The organism is Sphingobium sp. RSMS, from assembly GCF_005406185.4.
Taxonomy (GTDB): domain Bacteria; phylum Pseudomonadota; class Alphaproteobacteria; order Sphingomonadales; family Sphingomonadaceae; genus Sphingobium; species Sphingobium fuliginis.
On sequence record NZ_CM191258.1, the window covers coordinates 570751 to 588860 of the forward strand.

General features: G+C 65.3%; 14 protein-coding genes. 6 read left to right on the forward strand and 8 right to left on the reverse strand.

Features of this window, described 5'->3' with window-relative positions; all coding sequences use genetic code 11:
* Positions 1-43: 43 nt before the first annotated feature.
* Positions 44-1495 (reverse strand): MFS transporter, encoded by a 1452-nt coding sequence (locus EGM87_RS20660; RefSeq protein WP_025551962.1) that lies wholly within the window; start codon positions 1493-1495, stop codon positions 44-46.
* Positions 1492-3360 (reverse strand): NAD(P)/FAD-dependent oxidoreductase, encoded by a 1869-nt coding sequence (locus EGM87_RS20665; RefSeq protein ID WP_229742588.1) that lies wholly within the window; start codon positions 3358-3360, stop codon positions 1492-1494. Before EGM87_RS20665 ends, EGM87_RS20660 begins: the two co-directional genes overlap by 4 nt.
* Before the next feature lie 213 nt (positions 3361-3573).
* On the opposite strand from EGM87_RS20665, the gene EGM87_RS20670 reads away from it, so the two are divergent.
* The 4 genes from EGM87_RS20670 to EGM87_RS20685 all read left to right on the forward strand — a co-directional run bounded on the left by EGM87_RS20670 (position 3574) and on the right by EGM87_RS20685 (position 8168).
* Complete coding sequence (locus EGM87_RS20670; protein WP_146032617.1) at positions 3574-4029, forward strand: nuclear transport factor 2 family protein; 456 nt, start codon at positions 3574-3576, stop codon at positions 4027-4029.
* Positions 4030-4074: 45 nt separating this feature from the next.
* Positions 4075-5499 (forward strand): NAD-dependent succinate-semialdehyde dehydrogenase, encoded by a 1425-nt coding sequence (locus EGM87_RS20675; RefSeq protein ID WP_044660640.1) that lies wholly within the window; start codon positions 4075-4077, stop codon positions 5497-5499.
* A gap of 89 nt (positions 5500-5588) precedes the next feature.
* The gene (locus EGM87_RS20680; protein WP_207212580.1) at positions 5589-6503 is read left to right on the forward strand and encodes a TauD/TfdA dioxygenase family protein; all 915 of its coding nucleotides are present in this window, start codon (positions 5589-5591) and stop codon (positions 6501-6503) included.
* A 42-nt stretch (positions 6504-6545) separates the two neighbouring features.
* On the forward strand, positions 6546-8168 hold the full coding sequence (locus tag EGM87_RS20685; RefSeq protein WP_025551971.1) for a thiamine pyrophosphate-binding protein: 1623 nt from the start codon (positions 6546-6548) through the stop codon (positions 8166-8168).
* 138 nt (positions 8169-8306) lie between these two features.
* Here EGM87_RS20685 and EGM87_RS20690 read toward each other — a convergent pair whose 3' ends face one another.
* Positions 8307-9056 carry an SDR family NAD(P)-dependent oxidoreductase gene (locus EGM87_RS20690; RefSeq protein WP_025551919.1) on the reverse strand — a complete coding sequence of 250 codons (750 nt, stop codon included), beginning with the start codon at positions 9054-9056 and terminating at the stop codon, positions 8307-8309.
* Between the two features lie 157 nt (positions 9057-9213).
* Between EGM87_RS20690 and EGM87_RS20695 the strand changes: the two genes are divergently transcribed.
* Both EGM87_RS20695 and EGM87_RS20700 read left to right on the forward strand, forming a co-directional pair.
* Complete coding sequence (locus EGM87_RS20695) at positions 9214-10365, forward strand: IS110 family RNA-guided transposase (RefSeq protein WP_216614587.1); 1152 nt, start codon at positions 9214-9216, stop codon at positions 10363-10365.
* A gap of 269 nt (positions 10366-10634) precedes the next feature.
* Complete coding sequence (locus EGM87_RS20700; protein ID WP_044660637.1) at positions 10635-11021, forward strand: carboxymuconolactone decarboxylase family protein; 387 nt, start codon at positions 10635-10637, stop codon at positions 11019-11021.
* 182 nt (positions 11022-11203) lie between these two features.
* Here the strand turns inward: EGM87_RS20700 and EGM87_RS20705 are convergent, their stop codons facing one another.
* The 5 genes from EGM87_RS20705 to EGM87_RS20725 form a co-directional block, all read right to left on the reverse strand.
* Positions 11204-12181, reverse strand: a complete 978-nt coding sequence (locus tag EGM87_RS20705; RefSeq protein WP_064232704.1) for a LacI family DNA-binding transcriptional regulator — start codon at positions 12179-12181, stop codon at positions 11204-11206.
* Between the two features lie 175 nt (positions 12182-12356).
* Positions 12357-13295 carry a DUF6282 family protein gene (locus EGM87_RS20710; RefSeq protein ID WP_025551921.1) on the reverse strand — a complete coding sequence of 313 codons (939 nt, stop codon included), beginning with the start codon at positions 13293-13295 and terminating at the stop codon, positions 12357-12359.
* A 16-nt stretch (positions 13296-13311) separates the two neighbouring features.
* Entirely contained in the window at positions 13312-14088 is a 777-nt protein-coding gene (locus tag EGM87_RS20715) for an HpcH/HpaI aldolase family protein (protein WP_065847108.1), read from the reverse strand.
* Between the two features lie 10 nt (positions 14089-14098).
* A complete protein-coding gene (locus EGM87_RS20720; RefSeq protein WP_065847106.1) occupies positions 14099-15001 on the reverse strand; it encodes a hypothetical protein in 903 nt (300 codons plus the stop codon).
* A gap of 29 nt (positions 15002-15030) precedes the next feature.
* A complete protein-coding gene (locus tag EGM87_RS20725; RefSeq protein WP_065847104.1) occupies positions 15031-17961 on the reverse strand; it encodes a TonB-dependent receptor plug domain-containing protein in 2931 nt (976 codons plus the stop codon).
* Between the last annotated feature and the right edge of the window lie 149 nt (positions 17962-18110).

Sequence of the window (18110 nt, forward strand, 5' to 3'; positions counted from 1 at the left end):
CCCGCCTGCGGGAGGGGAATGTCTTGGATTGGCCAATAGGCGTTCATTTCGGTCTGTCCTGCTCCGCACGCGGCACATGGCCGCTCATGGCCGATCCGGCATCCGGGGCGAAGCGCCGGTTCACGAAGAAAGCCGACAGCGAGATCAGGGCCACGGCGACCAGTGCGGCGGCAAAATCCTCCCGGTGGGGCGTGGCCGATCCGCGGACGGCCATGCTCGCCTGGATCGCGACGGAGGCGGTGCAGATGCCCAGCGACAGCAGCAATTGCTGGAATGTGGAATAGAGGCTGGACGCACGGCTGATCCGCGCCGCCTCCACGCCTTCATAAGCCACCGTGTTGTAGACCGAGAACTGAAAGGACATGAAAAAGCCCGCCAGCGTCAGGACCGCCATCATCAGCGGCACCGGCCAGTCCGCCCGGAACGCCGCCGCCAGCCCGTAGCAGAGCGAGGACAGCAGGCCGTTCACGATCAGGCTGCGCCGGAAGCCCAGACGGCGCAGCACCGGGGAAACGATGGCCTTCGACACCAGCGATCCCACCGCCGTGGCGAGCATGATCGCCCCGCTCACCGCCGCGCTGAAGCCGAATCCCACCTGGAACATCAGCGGCAGCAGGAAGGGCTGCGCGCCCTGGGTGATGCGGGTCAGCGATCCGCCGATCAGCGACAGGCGGAAGGACCGGTCGCGCAGCACGGTGAGGTCCAGCAGCGGATCGGGCCGGCGCGCCGCATGGCGGACATAGGTTCCGGCCATCACGCCCGCGACGGCGAGCAGCAGCAAGGCCTGCCCCAGCCGCCCCGGCTGGCTCGCGCTTTCGCACCCGAGCAGCAGGGTACCGAGGCCGGCGGCGCAGATCAGGAAGCCCGGAATGTCTGCCCGTCCGGGCGCATCGGCGCGGCCATTGTCGATATGGAGGGAGATGGCGGCGATCCCCGCCAGCCCGACCGGCAGGTTGACGTAGAATATCCAGCGCCAGTCCAGATGGGTGACGATCAGCCCGCCTATGGGCGGCCCCAGCATCGGGCCCAGCAGCGCAGGCGTGACCAGCCAGGCGGTCGCTGAAACCAGATCCTGCCTGCGCGTGACGCGCAGCAGGGCGATCCGCCCCACCGGGGTCATCATCGCCCCGCCCGCGCCCTGCACGAAGCGGGCCATGCCCATCTGGGCTGCCGATGTCGAAAAGGCGCAGAGCAGCGAGCCCGCCATGAAGACCAGTATCGCCGCCCGCAATACCGACCGCGCGCCGAACCGGTCGGCCAGCCGGCCGCTCAGCGGGATGAAGGCCGCCACCGCCAGCAGATAGGCGGTCAGGACCAGACCGAGGGCATTGACCGGTTCCCGGAAGTCCCGCGCGATGGTGGGCAGCGCGGTGGTCAGCACGGTCGCGTCGATCTGCTCCATGATCATGGTGCTGGCGACGATCAGCGCGACGACGCGGTAATTGCCCCGGCTGGAACGATCTGCGGATGGAGCGGCCGTGCAGCCGCCGCTCATGCCCCCTGCGATGCCATGAGGCCGTCTTCCGGGAGGCAGAGGGGCGCCCGCATCACGGCTTCGGGCTGGTGGACGGGGGTATCGATCCCCTCCATCCGCGCCTTGATCTGAAGGGCGAGATGCAGCGAGTGGAAGCGCGACTGGGCCAGATTGCCGCCATGGAACCACAGCCCCTCCTGCCGGGTCGGCTTCCACATGTTGCGAAGCTCCCCCTCCCAGGGACCGGGGTCCATGGCGGTGCCCGATCCCAGGCCCCAGCAGCGGCCCACCTTTTCAGCGACCTCCCGGGAGATCAGCATCTCGGCCCAGCCGTCCATCGGGCCGTAGCCGGTCGCGTAGATGATCGCGTCGGCCGCCACCTCGCTGCCGTCGGTCAGCACCAGGCCGCCGGGGGCGATGGAGGCGACGCCGACGCCGCTCCGCACCCTGACCTCTCCGTCGCAGATCAGGTCGGAGCCGCCGACATCGATATAATAGCCCGAGGCGCGGCGCATATATTTGCCCGCTATGGCCGTCCCGTCCTCCCCGAAATCGAACTGGAAGCCGGATGCCGCCAGCCGTTCGTAGAAGGCCGCGTCCTCCCGGCGTATGCGGTCGCAATTATGGCGGTCCATCGCTTCCTTCAGGCGGAAGGGCGTGGATGCGGTGATCAGGTCGGCCCGGTCGGTATCGATCCCTGCCGCGATCCCCTTCTCCGAATAGGGGCCTTCTTCGGAAATGCGGCGCAGCGCGCTCGCCTTGATGACGGTGGTGGGCGACCGCTGGATCATCGTGACCTTCGCGTCGTTCGACCAGAGGTCGACGCAAATGTCGTGCGCGGAGTTGTTGGAACCCACGACCACGCAGGCCTTGCCGGCAAAGGCCGCGCCATCCGCATATTGGCTGCTATGGCACTGCACCCCGCGAAAGCTGTCCGCGCCGGGGAAGACGGGCATGTTGGCGATGCCCGACAATCCGGTGGCCAGCACCAGCTGCGCCGGGCGCAGGACCATTTCCCGCCCCGCCCGGTCGACCGTCACCGTCCAGCGTTTCGCGGCTTCGTCATAATGCGCCCTGGTGCAGCGGGTGGAGCCCCAGAAGTCCAGTTCCAGCACCCGGGCATACATTTCCAGCCAGTCGCCCATCTTGTCCTTGGCGGTATAGACCGGCCAATGGTCCGGGAACGGGATATAGGGCAGATGGTCGATCCAGACCGGATCGTGCAGGTAGAGCGACTTGTAGCGGCTGCGCCAGGCATCGCCCGGCTTTTCCAGCGCGTCGACGATGAGGGTCGGGACGCCGAGCCGCTTCAGCCGCGCGCCCAGCGCCAGCCCGCCCTGGCTGCCGCCGACGACCAGGCAATAGGGCTGCACCTCCGTCCCCAGCGTCCGGGCGGTCGCGGCCCGCGCCTCCGACCAGGTTTCCCGGTCCTTGATGGCGCGATGGACGACGCCCTCCGGCCGGCGACGCCCGCCCGGCTCCTCAAAGCCCTTGAGTTCCTGCAGGGCGGTGAGCAGGGTGAAGCACCGGCCGTCCTTCAGCCGGACATGGCCCTTGCCCCGGCCCGCGCCGGTCTCGAAATCGAACCAGCCTTCGATCAGCCCGTCCCTTTCGGCGGCGCCGCCTTCCGGGCGCGCGGTGAAGGGGAGGACGGGATCGGCCTGCGCGTCCAGCATTTTACCGATGGCCTCGCGCCCCTCCATCGTCGCGATGTTCCAGGTGAAGGCGACCAGATCGCGCCAATAGCATTCGTCGGGCGCGAAAAGAGCAAGGACGGCGCCGGTGTCGCGGGCAGCCAGCGCGGCCTGAAATCCGTCGAGCCAGTGTTCCAGCGCCCGGTCATGCTGTCCGCTCTTCACCTTCTGCTCCTCTTCCGCCCCGCGCACGGCGGCCCCTCAACCTGCCATCTTCGGTGGCAAAATCCCATCGGCGGAAAAAATAAGTATTCTGGCGCGAGTATAACCAAAGGTGATCGGACAGGGCGTCATGCCCTATTCTATGTTCTTGTGAGAGAGCGGCGGGAAGGCATCCCCCGCTGCGACAATAGCGCCGGCAGGGACAGGACGACGGAATTGGCGATGACATCCGAAGAAAAGATCATGCTGACCCAGCTCCTGCTCGCCAATGCGACGGACTATTGGTATGAGGTGGACGTCAATGGCGGTCTGGACACCCGCGACTATTATCTGGAGGACGCCACCTTCTTCAACCTGAAGGGGCGCGAGGCGATCCATCAGTTCTACGTCTGGCGGCAGAGCCGGGGGCCGCGCGTCAACCGCCATGTCATCGCGAATTTCCGCGCCGAGCTGATCGAGCCCGGATTGGCGCGCACGAACAATGTCATGATGCTGTTCGCCGGGGACGGGACGCCGGTGCTGCCCTCCCACGCGCCGATCCAGATCGCGGAGCAGATCGACCATCTGCTGCTGTGCGAGGATGGCCGCTGGCGTTTCCGCACGCGGGAATTCGTCAACCTGTTCAAGAGCGACACGCCGACCACCGTGCCGCCGCGTGCGTGGTATGAGAAATGGAGTCCCGGCAGCCTGAAGGATTGATGCGACGAGTGCGGGTGCGGGCGGAATGCGGGCGAAGGACGGTCAGTGAAGCGCGAACAATGTTTCATCGCGGGTGAATGGGTCGGCAATGGGGAGTGGATCGCGGTCGACAATCCGGCGACGGGCGGGATCATCGGCCGCGTTCCGGCGCTGGGGCGGGAGGAGAGCCGGCGGGCGATAGAAGCGGCGGCCATGGCCATGCCCGCCTGGGCGGCGCGCCCGGCCGGCGAAAGGGCCGCGATCCTGCAACGCATCGCCGCCCTGATGCTGGAGCGCGCCGACGATCTTGCCGCCCTGCTGACCGAGGAACAGGGCAAGCCGCTGGCGGAGGCGAAGGGCGAGATCGCCTATGCCGCGTCCTTCTTCCAATGGTTCGGGGAGGAAGCGAAGCGCGCCTATGGCGACATCATTCCCGGTCCCATGCCGGACAGGCGCATCATGGTGCTGAAGCACCCGGTGGGCGTCGTGGCCGCGATCACCCCCTGGAACTTCCCCGCCGCCATGGTCGCGCGCAAACTGGCCCCGGCGCTTGCGGCTGGGTGCGGGGTGGTGCTCAAGCCTTCGGAACTCACGCCCTTCACCGCATTGGCGATAGCGCAGATCGCTGACGAGGCGGGCGTGCCCCGGGGGCTTCTCAACGTCGTGACCGGCGACGCGCGGGAGATCGGGGCCGAAATGACGGGCAATCCCGTGGTCCGCAAGATCAGCTTCACCGGATCGACGGCGGTCGGGCGGCTGCTGATGGAGCAGGCGTCCCGCAGCATCAAGAAACTCAGCCTGGAACTGGGCGGCAACGCGCCCTTCATCGTCTTCGACGACGCCGATCTGGATGCGGCCGTCACGGGCGCGATCCAGTCCAAATATCGCAATGCAGGCCAGACCTGCGTCTGCGCCAACCGCTTCTATGTCCAGGCGGGCGTCTATGACGCCTTTGCCGGGAAGCTGGCCACCGCCACCGCGAAACTGCGGGTCGGCGAAGGGACCCGCACCGGCGTGGACATCGGTCCCCTGATCGACGAACGGGCCGTCGCGAAGGTCCAGCGGCACGTTGACGATGCCGTGGCGAAGGGCGCGCGGATCGTGCTGGGCGGCGGTCCCGCCCCCGACGGCCCGCGCTTCTTCACCCCGACGATCCTGCGCGACGTGAAGCCGGGCATGCAGGTGCTGGAGGAGGAGACCTTCGGCCCCCTGGCGCCACTGGTGAAGTTCGATGACGACGCCGAAGCCATCGCCCTTGCCAATGACAGCGAATTCGGACTGGCCGCCTATTTCTACGCGCGCGACGTCAACCGCATCTGGCGCGCGGCGGAAGGCATCGAATCCGGCATTGTCGGCATCAACACCGGCCTCATTTCGACCGAAGTGGCGCCCTTTGGCGGCGTCAAGCAATCGGGCATCGGCCGGGAGGGGTCGCGTTACGGGCTGGATGATTATCTGGAGCTGAAATATCTCTGCCTGTCTCTTGCTTGAACCGGGGCCGCATTTGTGAGAGACAGGTTTGTGACCGGTACCAAATCGCTTTCGGGGCCAGGGCCCCGCGCAATTGACAGGAGAAGATGATGTCCAGTCATTCGACCATGTTGGACAGGAACGATATGCTGACATGCACGCCGGTCCATCCCCATTTCGCCGCGCGGGCGGAGGGGATCGACCTGCGCCGGCCGCTGACGGAGGAGCAGAAGGCGGCGGTCAAGGGCGCGATGGACCGTTATGGCGTGGTCGTCTTCCCCAACCAGATGATGAGCGACGACGAACAGGCCGCCTTCGCCGAACAGTTCGGCACCATCGAGGAGACGCCGACGCTGGTTGACCAGGAACGACGCCGCATCGCCAATATGAAGATCAACGACATCTCCAATCTGGGCCCGGACGGCCGGATTTGGGGCGCGGACGACCGGCGGCGCATGTATAATCTGGGCAATCTGCTGTGGCACAGCGACAGCAGCTTCAAGCCGACGCCGGCCTATTGGTCGATGCTCCAGGCCCGCGTCATCCCGCCGGTCGGCGGCGCCACCGAATATATCGACACCCGCGTCGCATGGGACCATCTGCCGGACGAACTCAAGGCCATTGCAAAGGACCTGATCGCCTGTCATTCGCTGATCTATTCCCGCGAGCAGATGGGTTTCGACGCATTCAGCCCGGAGGAGGTCGAACGGTGCACGCCGGTGCCGCAACGGCTGGTGCGGCTGCACAGGGAATCCGGGCGGCTTGCCCTCTACCTCTCCGCCCATATCGGCGCCATCGAGGGCTGGCCCCGTCCCGAAGCCATGGCGCTGATCCGGGAACTCACCGAATTCGCGACCCAGCGCCCGTTCGTCTATGCGCATCAATGGGCGGTCGGGGACCTCGTCATCTGGGACAATCGCTGCACCATGCATCGCGGCACGCGCTATGACGACAAGAAATATCCGCGCGACATGCGCCGGGTGACGCTGGAGGACAGCGCCCCCACTTTGGAACAGCCGATCTGATAAAGCCGATCTGGCAGGGCATGCGCCCGGAAGGAAGACAGAATGACCGTTGGAACGGTAAGCGAGGCCATTGTCGCCCGCCTCGCGGAAAAGGGCGTGCGCTTCATCTTCGGCGTGCCGGGGGGCGAGTGCAATCTGGACTTCATCGCCGCGGCGGAGAAGCAGGGCATGCGCTTCATCCTGACGCGGACGGAGACGTCGGCGGCGATGATGGCCTGCGTCACCGCCGAAATCACCGGAGCGCCCGGCGTGGCGATGACGACGCGGGGGCCGGGCCTTGCCGCCGCCGCCAATGGCGTCGCCTATTCCGATCTGGATCGTGCCGCGATGCTGCTGATCGCGGACGGCTATGAAGACGACCAGGCCTATATCAGCCATCAGCGGATCGACCAGACGGCGATATTGGCGCCGATGCTGCGCGCTTCCTCCAATCTGCGGAACGGCGATCCCATGGCGGAGGTCGACCGGCTGATCGACGCCGCCATGGGCAATCCGCCGGGCCCGGCCTATCTGGAGGTCGCCGGTTCCTTCATCCGCCGCCGGGCCGAAGCGGCGCCCGCCCCCCTTTCCGCGACCCGCCTTCCCGCAGCCCGCCTTCCCGCGCCGGGCCCATCCGCGCTGGCGGAGGCGAAGAGGCTGGTCGCCGCGGCCCGCCGTCCCATCCTGCTGGCGGGGCTTCAGGCGCGGTCTCCGGATGGAACCGCCGCCTTGCGCGCCTTTGTCGCGGCGACCGGCTGTCCCGTCCTCACCACCTACAAGGCGAAGGGGGTGGTGTCGGAAAATGCGCCGCTCGGGCTGGGCCTCTACGCCAATGGCGTGCCCGAACAGCCGTTGATCAGGTCGGCCGACCTCATCATCCTCTACGGCTTCGATCCGGTCGAGGGACCGCCGCAGCCCTGGCGCTATGGCGCTGTTCCGACGGTCGAACTCACCAACCACGCCTATGAGCATCCGCTGTTCGCGCCGACCGCATCCGTGGTGGGCGACATAGCCGCTTCCATCGCCGCCCTGCACGATGCGACGGACAGCAGCGGGTGGGAGCCGGGAGAGCTGGCGCGGCGCAAGGAAGCATTATGGGCGGCGGCGCAGATTTTCGGCGGCAGCGGCATTTCCCCGGCGGCGCTGGTCCGCGCGGCGCGTCAGGCGGTGCCGGCGGACAGCCGCATCACCATCGACGCGGGCGCGCATATGCTGCCGGTGCTGCATATGTGGCGGTGCGACGAACCCAACCAGTCCCTGATCTCGCGAGGGCTTTCGACCATGGGCTTCGCCATTCCTGCGGCCATCGCCGCCAGCCTGGCCGATCCGGGCCGCACCACCGTGGCCTTCACGGGGGACGGCGGCGCGATGATGTGCCTGGGCGAACTGGGCACCGCCGTGCAGAGCGGCGCAAAGCCTGTCGTCGTCCTGTTCAACGACTCCTGCCTGACATTGATCGGGGCCAAGCAGCGGCGGCGGCAACTGGCTCCGGCGGGGGTGGATTTTTCCCACACCGATTTTGCGCAGGTGGCCGCCGGTTTCGGCTGGCACGCCCGCCGGGTCGATGAGGAAGGCGGACTGGCCGGAGCCTTCGCCGATGCGCTGGCGAGCGGGCGTCCGGCGCTGATCGACGTGACGATCGATCCGGCGACCTATGACGATCAGATTCTGGCTATTCGGGGATAGGAACCGGGCGGTTCGGGTGGGGGCGTGCCTCTAAAGGCTTGGTTTTCCTTTGGGGCACGCCCCCACCCTCAGTCCCCTCCCCTGAAGGGGAGGGGAAGAGCCGACATCGCGGCTGCGATCTGGTCGGATGGCCTCTTCTCACCCGGCCAGATAAGCGCCGTCCACCGGGATGATCGCCCCCGAAACATAGCGCGCCGCGTCCGAGGCGAGATAGACCGCCGTTCCTGCGATCTCGTCCGGCTGTCCCTGGCGGCGCAGCGGCGTCCTTGCGAGGATGGCGGCTTCGCGGTCGGCCGTCTTTTCCCGGTCCGGAACCAGCGTGGTTTCGATGAAGCCGGGGGCGATGGCGTTGACCCTGATCCCCTCCCCGCCCCATTCGACTGCCAGCGCCCGGGTCAATTGCATCACCGCGCCCTTGGACGCGGCATAGGCCGCCGCATTGGGCGCGGCGACGAAGGAGCGGATGGAGGCGAGGTTGATCACCGACCCCCGGGTGGCGCGAAGCTGCGGATGGAAGGCCCGGCACATGTTGAACGGGCCGCCGACATTGATCGCCAGCGTGCGGTCCCATTTTTCCCGCGCGCCGGGCTCATCGATGCGGCCGGGGAAGATCACCCCGGCATTGTTCACCAATATGGAGACCGGGCCGACATCCCGCTCCAGCCGCGCCGCCAGCGTTTCGCATGCAGCGGCATCGGAAACGTCCAGACCGAAGGCGGTGGCCTGGCCGCCTGCGCCGGCGATGGCCCGCGCCGCTTCGGCGGCTTCCCCCTCCTGCACGTCGGTCAGCACGACATGGGCGCCCGCTTCGGCCAGCCCCCGTGCAATCGCCCGTCCAATGCCGCGCGCCGCGCCGGTCACAACGGCAATCCTCCCATCCAGCCGCATCCTCGATCCTTCCTGAAAAATAGGGCTTATGTCGTGATTTTTATGGTTGTTACCGGTATCGCATCCGCATAGTCTTTCGGCAAGCCCGAATAGCGGTTCAAACCATCGGCAGAGGAGCCGGTATGAAAGCGATTAGCTTTGGTGAAGGAATGGAGCGGTGACCATCACTGCTGAGACAAGGGTGCACCCCCTCGTGGCGTCACGATCGTTGAATGGATTGCTGAACCTCATCAGCGATGGAGATGCACCCATGTCTTACGATTATCATATCGGCGTGGATTACCACAAAGCCTATACGCATCTGGTGGTGCAGGATGGCGGTGGAAAGGTTCTGCGATCAGGCAAGGTGAAGAATGACCCGCGCTCGCTTGCCAGCTTTCTGTCGCCCTATCTGGAGAACAGCCATGCGGTGATGGAAGCGAGCCGCAACTGGACGGTGATGTACGACTGGCTCGATGAGCTGTGCGACGATGTCATTCTCGCCCATCCACTCAAGGTGAAGGCGATTGCCGACGCCAAGATCAAGACCGACAAGATTGACGCGACGATCCTGGCACATCTGCTGCGGGCCGATCTGATCCCGGAGTCCTATGTCCCTTGCGAGGCCGCGCGCGAACTGCGCCAGGCGTTGCGAGAGCGGATCTTCTTCGTGCGGCTGCGTACGATGGTGAAGAACCGGGTGGTGACGATCTTCGACCGCTACCCGGACCAGACCCGAGCGCTGCGGGAGATGTCGGATCTGTTCGGCAAGATGGGGCGGGGCCAACTCGAACTGCTTTCGGTGTCGACGATCGATCGCGAGCATATCGATCGCGCGCTCGCCTTCATCGATGACATCAACCAGCGGATCCGCGAGTCCGAGAAGACGATCCGCCGCTTCAGCAAAGACAATGCGGACGTCAACCGTCTCAAGACGATCCCTGGCGTGGGCGAGTTCTTCGCGCGCTTGATCGCGGCCGAGATTGACGACGTTACACGCTTCCGTTCGGCCAAGAAGCTCGCCGCCTATGCCGGCCTGGTGCCTTCAACCTATGCGAGCGGCGGCAAATGCTGGAACGGGCGGATCATCAAGGCTGGCAATAAGTGGCTGCGCTGGGCTTTCGTGGAAGCCAGCATTCCTGCCATGCGGGCAGAGCCTGCCCTCAAGTTCGAGTACGAGCGCCTGAAGGCCACCAAGGGCGCGAACCGCGCTAAGGTCGTCGTGGCGCGCAAATTATTGACGATCGCCTACCAGATGCTGCGCGACCAGCGTGACTATGAGCGCCGCGACGCGCTGGAGCGACCGTCTGATCCTTCTCGGCTGTCCTGATGATGATCTAGTGGACCCCGCAGCGCGGGGCCGCACTCTCAAGGAGAATGGGAAGCCGAGAGCCGAACACCGGAATGTGATCGAGCCTACAAGGTAAGGTCACGGATTGGAGAATGGCTCAATGCCGAAACGAGGACAGGGCGCCTGGCCTCGAAAGCTACAACTCGTCCGTGCTGGCGCCCACGGACACAAGAGCATCAACCAATCAACGAGGAAACGTGCCTTTTTACGAGCACTCTGCCTCTTGAGTTCTTTCATTGGAGATCATCATGGCAACGGAAGATTATGAGCGCGGACTGGCGTTGCGCAAGGAAGTGCTGGGGGCCGACTATGTCGAACGGTCCTTCGCCAATGCCGACGATTTCAGCCGTCCCATGCAGCAATTGTCGACCGAATATTGCTGGGGCAGGATATGGTGCCGGGAGGGATTGTCCAGGCGCGACCGCAGCCTGCTCAACATCGGCATGATCAGCGCGCTCAACCGGCCCCATGAGCTGAAACTGCATGTGAAGGCGGCGCTGACCAACGGCCTGTCCCGCGATGAGATACGCGAAGCATTGCTTCAGGTGGCCATTTATTGCGGCGTGCCTGCGGGGCTGGATTCGACGCGGATCGCGCGGGAAGCCTTTGCGGAAGTGGATCAGGCGGCGGAGTGAGGCGCGGGAATTCAGCCCGCCCCGGTGAAAGGTCAGCGGTCCGCTCCTTGGAGCATCGGGCAGAAAAGCCTGTCCTGGGCCTGTCGAAGGATGGGGCCGGTTTTCTGCCTGAAAGGATGGGGCAACGGAAAACCGGAGCGCGCGCTCTGGAGCAGATCCGATCCGGCTGCTTGGAAAACCCTCTAGGAACTGGCGCGCTGGACGATTTCGAAGCCCAGGTCGATGGTCGTCACCGGCATGGTGCGTTCCTCGATCCGGTCGAGGATCATCTGCGCGCTGCGCCGGCCGATCTCATATCGGGGTAGGCGCAGCGAGGTGATCGCCGGGCTGACGTGGCGCATCAGGTCGAGATCGTCGAAGCTGGCGATGGCGAGCCGGCCGGGCACCGCCCATCCCCGCCTGTCGCATTCCAGCAGCGCGCCGACGGCCAGCACGTCGCCCGCGCAGAACAGCGCGTCGGCGTCCGGCACATTCGCATCGATATAGGAAATGGCCTCCGTCCCGCCGCCGAAACCGCGGGAGACGGCGACCACATGCTTGCGGTCGGATTTCTGCCCGATCTCCGCCAGGGCGTCCTGAAAGCCGCGCTGGCGTTCGGCGGCGCGGGGATTGGCGGCCAGCCCGGCGAAGACGATCCGCCTGTAGCCGAGCCGCGCCAGGTGCAGCGTCATCGCCTTGGCGGCGGCGCGGTTGGAATAGCTGACCACCATGTCGACCGGATCGACCGGGAAATCGCCATTTTCCACCACCGGCGTGTCCGACGCCTTCAGCATCCTGACCGCCGTGGGCGAATGGTTGGTCGAATGCAGGATCAGCCCGCCCACGCGCTGCGCCAGGAAGGCAGCGATCACCTGCTCCTCATCCTCCGGATCGTCGGAGCTTTCCGCCACCATCAGATGATAGCCGAGCGGACGAAGCACGTCCGATATGCCCTTCACCGTCTGGGAAAAGATGGAGTTTTCCAGGCTGGGCAGGACGAGGCCGATGACGTTGGAGCGGCGCGACGACAGGCTGCGCGCCAGATGGTTGTGGACATAGCCCAGTTCCTGCACCGCCTCCAGCACGCGATTGCGCAGCGTTTCATTGACGGATTCCGGGCTGTTCAGCGCGCGCGACACCGTCATGCGGGAGACCTGCGCGCGCTCCGCGACGTCGCGCATCCGGATCGTCCCATTGGCTTTCTTCGATACCGGCAAGTGGCTCCTCGTTTCGCATCGTTTCATGCGGAGGGATGCACTCCGCAGATGGAAGCTCGTTACCGTAACTTGGCGGGGCGTGCCATGATAATCTGACGGCGTGCGCGGTCCCCCGCGCCGCGCAGGCCGTCAGTCCCCTTCAATCCTCCAGGCCCAGCAGCCGCAGCGCGTTGGTCGAGATCATCTTGCGGATGTCCTCGTCCGAATAGCCAAGGCCGATGCAATTGCGGATCACGCCCCGGAAGCCGTCGACCGGGCGGTCGTTGCCCACCTGCCCCAGGTCGGACGCCAATATGGTGCGGTCGACCGTGCCGGCCCTGATCAGCGCGTCCAGCTCCTCCGGCGGGAACATCGCCTGTTCGCGGCCGATCATCTGGATGAACATGCACAGCGAATGTTCGATATAGGCGCCCATCGTCACCAACTGCCTGATGTCGTCCAGCGAGGCGCCGATGATGAAGGTGGGATGGTTCACCAGCAGCCGCTTGACGCCGCGCTTCCGCGCTTCCTCGAACACCGGGAAGATTTCGGAGATATGGAGGTGGCCGCCGGACAGGATCACGTCATGTTCCGCGATGATGTCGAGTATCTCCTTCACCTCGTCCTTCAGCGCGCCGTTGGCGTCGAGCGGCGTCAGCGGATCGGGCGGCAGCAGCGGCTTGCTGGTGTGGGGGAAGCCCTTTTTCCGCTTCTGGTCCGCCTCGACATGGTTCTTCGAGGCGAAGGTCGGCATCCACACCAGCCGGGCGCCGAGGGCGATGCCGTGATCGACGGCATATTTGTTGAAGCCGCCGGTGGTGTTGTTGAGCGGCACGCCCGAAAACAACTGCACCTTCAAATGGCCGTGCGTCCGGTTGAGCAGTTCGGTGATCGGCGTGGCGGAATAATAATGATCCTTGATCAGCATGGCGCGGAAGCCCGCGTCCGCCGCATCCTGCAACGCCTCCATATGGTCGAGCGACCGGGGCATGACCGACGGGCCGCTATGGCAATGCATGTCGACCGCGCCGACCAGCAGGCTGGAAATCCGATCCTCCAACGCCTGATCCGCGACATTTTCGTCCAATAGTGAAACCATGTTCGCCTCTTTGCTTTCAGCGCCCCAACGCATTTCTCGTGTCGTCCATCAATCTGCGCGCCGCATGCGCGAACAGGGTCGTGTCGGCGCTGATCATGACGAAGGAATAGCCTGCCTCGCGGCAGCGCACCGCTTCCTCCGGCGTCTGCACGGCGGTGCCGCAGGGCACGCCCTTCGCCCTGGCGGCCGCCAGCACCTTCGCCTCCAGCCCGCGCAGGGTCGGGTGCGATCCGGGCAGGCCCGAACTCAGCGCCAGATCCCCGAAGCCGATGAACACGGCATTGAGCGCGGGGGCGGCCAATATGCCCTCGATCTGCTCCAATGCGCCCATATCCTCGATCTGCACGCCGCGCATGACATGGTTGCGCCCCCGCTCCAGATAGTCGGCCGCGCTGTCCAGCCCCCAGCGGGCCGCCCGCGAGGTATAGCCCATGCCCCGCGACCCCAGTGGCGGGAAGGCCATGGCCGCCGTCACATCCGCCGCGATCTCCGGCGTCTCCACCCGGGGGACCAGCAGCCCGTCTATGCCCGCGTCGAGCAGCCTCTGGACCGCGCCGCCGCTGCGGTCCGGCAGGCGGGCCATCGCGTAGAGCCCGACCGCCTGCGCCGTGGCGATGGCCTGATAAGCCGACTGGAAGCTGTGCGGCGCATGTTCCATGTCCACCACGGCGAAGTCGAAACCGGCATGGCCGATCAGTTCGACCGTCTCCAGCGAGGGAATTTTCGCCCAGGTGCCGACAAGGAATGCGTCCTTCGCCTTCAGCCGATCGATCAAGCTTGGTTTGCGATCCAAAACATCCCTCCTATTGCGCCGGCATCGGATAGTCGCTCTCGTTCAGCACCCATCCGGGCTTCAGCGAGAAGTCGAGGCGCGGCGGCGCGAAGATGTCGACCAGTTGATTGACGTCGGAATGCCAGGTGGAGGTGTGGATCACCTGCGCCGGGATCACCGTCACCGATGGCGAGTCCACCGCGGCATGGACATCGTCATGCCATTTGTTCATGTCCACGGCCCAGGGCCAGCGCATATGGTGCCGCCATTCCCCCTCCAGCGCGAGCGAACATTGTTCGAAATCGTCATGATGGTGCGGCGACACCCTGGTGAGATCGCGCGGTCCCTTCTGCCTGTTGGGGATGTTGAGCATGATCGTGGTGCAACGCCAGATGCGGCCGAACCGGCCGCCTTCGACCGGCACGTCGAGCGAATAGTGGCGGACCCTGTACCCGTCGGGCGGTTCCGGCCATGGCCGGAAGGGCGGGATGTTCGCATGCCGATCCGCATAGGCGTCCGCATTGGGGCATTTCGCCACCAGATCGGGCGACTGGGCGGAGAAGATGCGGACGACGCGCCCGCCCTTCTCCAGCACCAGCCGGCTGTCCCCCGGCGGCATGACGAACAGCGCATATCCCCCGCTCCGTTCGGTCCGGTCCCCCGCGGCGGCAATGGCGGGGGTGTCTTCATCGGGCAGCAGGACCATATATTCGTCCGCCTGCCCGGTCCGTTCGAAGACCGCGCCGGGCAGCGCCTCGCTATAGGCGATGACGAAATTCTGCCCCCGCACATACCAGCTTTTGCCGCGGGCATCCTCCTCCACCGGCGGATCGCGGTAGAACAGGCCATATTCCGCGTCGTAAAGCCGGTCCACCGGCGCGGCCCCGGCGGGCGAGCCAGCCAGTGTCGAACGAAGGTCGGTCTTGTCGTACATCGATTACCTCCAGTACCCGCCCCATATCGTCACCACCGCGTCCGCACCCCGATCTTGAAGAAACGCCCGATCGGATCGAAATGCAACGGATTGCCGATCAGCCGCAGTTCCTCCGGCTGGTCCTTGTCGAAGACATTGTTCACCGTGCCGAAAATCTCGAAGGACTCGTTGACCTTCAGCGTTCCCGTCATGTCGAGATAGAAGCGCGAGGAAATATGGTTCTCGCTGATGCTGTTGGGATCGTTGATGTCATAGCCGTCCTGTTCCGGCCCGATCTTGGTCGGGTCCAGCAGGGCGCGGGGAATGTAGCGCCCGTGGAAGGTCATGGACCAGGTCGGCCGCGAATAGGTGATCACCCCGTCCAGTTTCCAGCGCGGCACGCCCTGGATGTTCGTCACCGATCCGGCATTGCCGGTCCAGTTGTCGAGCTGGGTCTTCACCCCGGTCGCGTCGATGGTCGACAGGTCGATCACATAATTGCCGTTGACCTGGAAATTGAAGTTCCCGCCCAGAGCCGGCACCTGGAAGTCGGAGACGAGTTCCAGACCCTCCGCATGCAGCTTGCTGAGGTTCTGGAAATTGGAGAAGACGGTGTTGATCGACCCGTTCGGATTGAACTGGATCAGGTTGCAGAGCAGGTTCTTCTGCTTGCAGGCATTGGCGATCGCGGTGCCGGTCAGGGAGTCGATCGCGCCTTCCACCTTGATGTCATAATAGTCGATCGACAGGTTGAAGTTGCGGATGAAGGACGGCCTCAGCACCACGCCGGCGGTGAAGGTGTCGCCCTTTTCCAGGTTCAGTCCCGGATTGCCGCCCGTCACCACGAACTGGCTGGTCGTGCCGCCCACGAACGGATCGGGCAGCGGGAGCTGGATCGTCGTTGCGTTGGGGCTGGATTCGCGGGCGGATGGCGCCCGGATGTCGCGCGAGCGCGTCACGCGGAAGGTGATGTCGTCGATGGGGCGGTAGACCGCTCCCAGCTTCCAGGTGGTGGCGTCGCCGAAGGGATCGTAATGCGTCTGGCGGATCGCCCCGTCGACATCGAGCGACCGCCCCAGCGGAGAGTCCTTGAGCAGCGGGACGGCGACTTCCAGATAGCCTTCGACCACGCTGGTCTTCGTGAAGGGAAGCGCCGAGCCGTTGGCGGCGATGAACCGTCCCGCGGCCGTATTCGGATCGACCTCTCCCTCCGCCGTGTCGCGGCGCCATTCGCCGCCCAGCGCGAGTTTCACGTCGCCGGCCCAGGTGGAGAAGAGCGAGCCGCGCAGATTGACGGCGGCGGCGTGCTGTTCGAACCGGCGGGTCTGCCATTCGGGCACGATATAGCGGTCGATGGCCGCCTGGCTGATATTGCCGAAGCCGAACAGGTTGATCGGTATGCAGCCATTGGCCGGGTTGGCGATGGTGGACCGGCAGATCGGCGTGCCCGCCGCTATGCCCGGAAGGCCGGCGGGCGCGGACACCACGTCCAGCGCGTTGTTCCATTCGGCCAGGCGGTTGTTGTCGGCGCCGACCCGGCTGTCGACGCGGCCATAGGTGTAATAGGCGTCCCAATCCCACTGGTCGGACAATTGTCCCTTGAGAGCGAAGGCGCCGCGATAGGTATCCACCTTGCTCGTCGCCTTGGACAGGCTGCCCAGCGCCCAGCTTGAGGAATTGATGACCAGATGGGTGATCGCCGGATCGGCGGCGAGGATGGTCGCGCGGGTCGCATCGGACACATAGGGATTGTTGATATTGATCGCGACACCTGCGTCGAGCGGCGCGGAACGCGCGGTCGGACCGCCCGTGACCTTCGAATACATGAATTCGACCGAAGCCGTGATGGAATCCGTCAGTTCATAATCGGCATGCACCGTCCCCGACACATGCTTGGTCGGCACCATCAGCGGCAGCGGACTGAGGCCCAGCGCATAGGGCTGCGTCGGGTCGTCGAGCTGCTGCAATATGCCGCTCAGATAATTGCCGAACTGATAGGGGACCAGATTGCCGTTGGAATCGAACTGCTTGCCGCGCAACGCATTGGGCAGGGAGGTGGCGCCGGTGTTCAGCACCTGCTGACCCAGGGTGATCGTGCCGCCCGTGCCATTGGGCTTGCGCGCGCCGACGACGATGCCGTTCTCATTATAGACGAAGGACGTGCCCTGAAGGACCAGCGTGGCCGGAAGGCCGTTGGTGCTGGTCCGGGTGGCGGTGTTATAGCCGGGATTGGGCACATAATTGGTGTAGCGCGTGCACCAGCTCCGTTCCTCGCACGGGCCGATGCCGCCTTCCCTTGCATATTCGATCGCCGCGACGACATGCCCGCGCCCGCCCGCGAAATCCGTGCCGCCCGCCGCGCCGACGAACAGGCTGGAGGCGTCGCCCCGCTGGCTGATGCCATAGCTGGCATTCGCCTTGAAGCCGTTGAGCTTCGTATCGAGGATCAGGTTCACGACGCCCGACACGGCGTTCGCGCCATAGGCCGCCGATGCGCCGCCGGTCACCACTTCGGTCCGCTGGATCAGCATGGACGGGACGCCGTTGATGTCGACCGTGCCGTCATCCGCGCTGGGCACGAAGCGGCGGCCATCCACCAGCGTCAGCGTCCGCGTGGCGCCCAGCCCGCGCAGGTCGAGCGTGCGGGCGCCGATATTGCCGGACACGCGGAAAAAGGTCGAAGCCGGCGTATTGATGGGGCGGAAGGACGGAATCTGGTTCAGCGCATCCGCCACATTGTCGATCGCCAGTTGCTGAAGCCTTTCTTCCCCCACGACATTGACCGGCGTCGGCGCGTCATAGCCCTTGCGGCCGACGCGCGAACCGGTGACGACGATGTCCGCATCGCTGACGCCTGCGGCGGCGTCCGACTGCGCCTGCGGAGGATTGTCCTGCGCCATGGCCGGCGACAGCGCCGCAATGGTCGCGCATGTCAGCGCGAAGGCCGAGCTGCGGCAAAGCAATGCACCCTGCAAGTTCATTTCACCCCTCCTCCTCTTATTTTTCCTGCCAGGCGACGTCTCAACGGTGGCGGAATATGTGTTACCGGTATCTCAGAGACAGGGCGCTGTCAAATGGCGCCGGATCGGAAATTTGCGATGCCGGCGGGTCTGGCGCAGGACAGCAGCCA

What these genes read in the sequence shown, in the direction of transcription:
- EGM87_RS20725 (WP_065847104.1), bottom strand. Translation starts at nt 17,961, where the DNA reads ATGAACTTGCAGGGTGCATTGCTTTGCCGCAGCTCGGCCTTCGCGCTG.
- EGM87_RS20720 (WP_065847106.1), bottom strand. Translation starts at nt 15,001, where the DNA reads ATGTACGACAAGACCGACCTTCGTTCGACACTGGCTGGCTCGCCCGCC.
- EGM87_RS20705 (WP_064232704.1), bottom strand. Translation starts at nt 12,181, where the DNA reads ATGCGCGACGTCGCGGAGCGCGCGCAGGTCTCCCGCATGACGGTGTCG.
- EGM87_RS20710 (WP_025551921.1), bottom strand. Translation starts at nt 13,295, where the DNA reads ATGGTTTCACTATTGGACGAAAATGTCGCGGATCAGGCGTTGGAGGAT.
- EGM87_RS20670 (WP_146032617.1), top strand. Translation starts at nt 3,574, where the DNA reads ATGCTGACCCAGCTCCTGCTCGCCAATGCGACGGACTATTGGTATGAG.
- EGM87_RS20680 (WP_207212580.1), top strand. Translation starts at nt 5,589, where the DNA reads ATGTCCAGTCATTCGACCATGTTGGACAGGAACGATATGCTGACATGC.
- EGM87_RS20685 (WP_025551971.1), top strand. Translation starts at nt 6,546, where the DNA reads ATGACCGTTGGAACGGTAAGCGAGGCCATTGTCGCCCGCCTCGCGGAA.
- EGM87_RS20660 (WP_025551962.1), bottom strand. Translation starts at nt 1,495, where the DNA reads ATGAGCGGCGGCTGCACGGCCGCTCCATCCGCAGATCGTTCCAGCCGG.
- EGM87_RS20700 (WP_044660637.1), top strand. Translation starts at nt 10,635, where the DNA reads ATGGCAACGGAAGATTATGAGCGCGGACTGGCGTTGCGCAAGGAAGTG.
- EGM87_RS20690 (WP_025551919.1), bottom strand. Translation starts at nt 9,056, where the DNA reads ATGCGGCTGGATGGGAGGATTGCCGTTGTGACCGGCGCGGCGCGCGGC.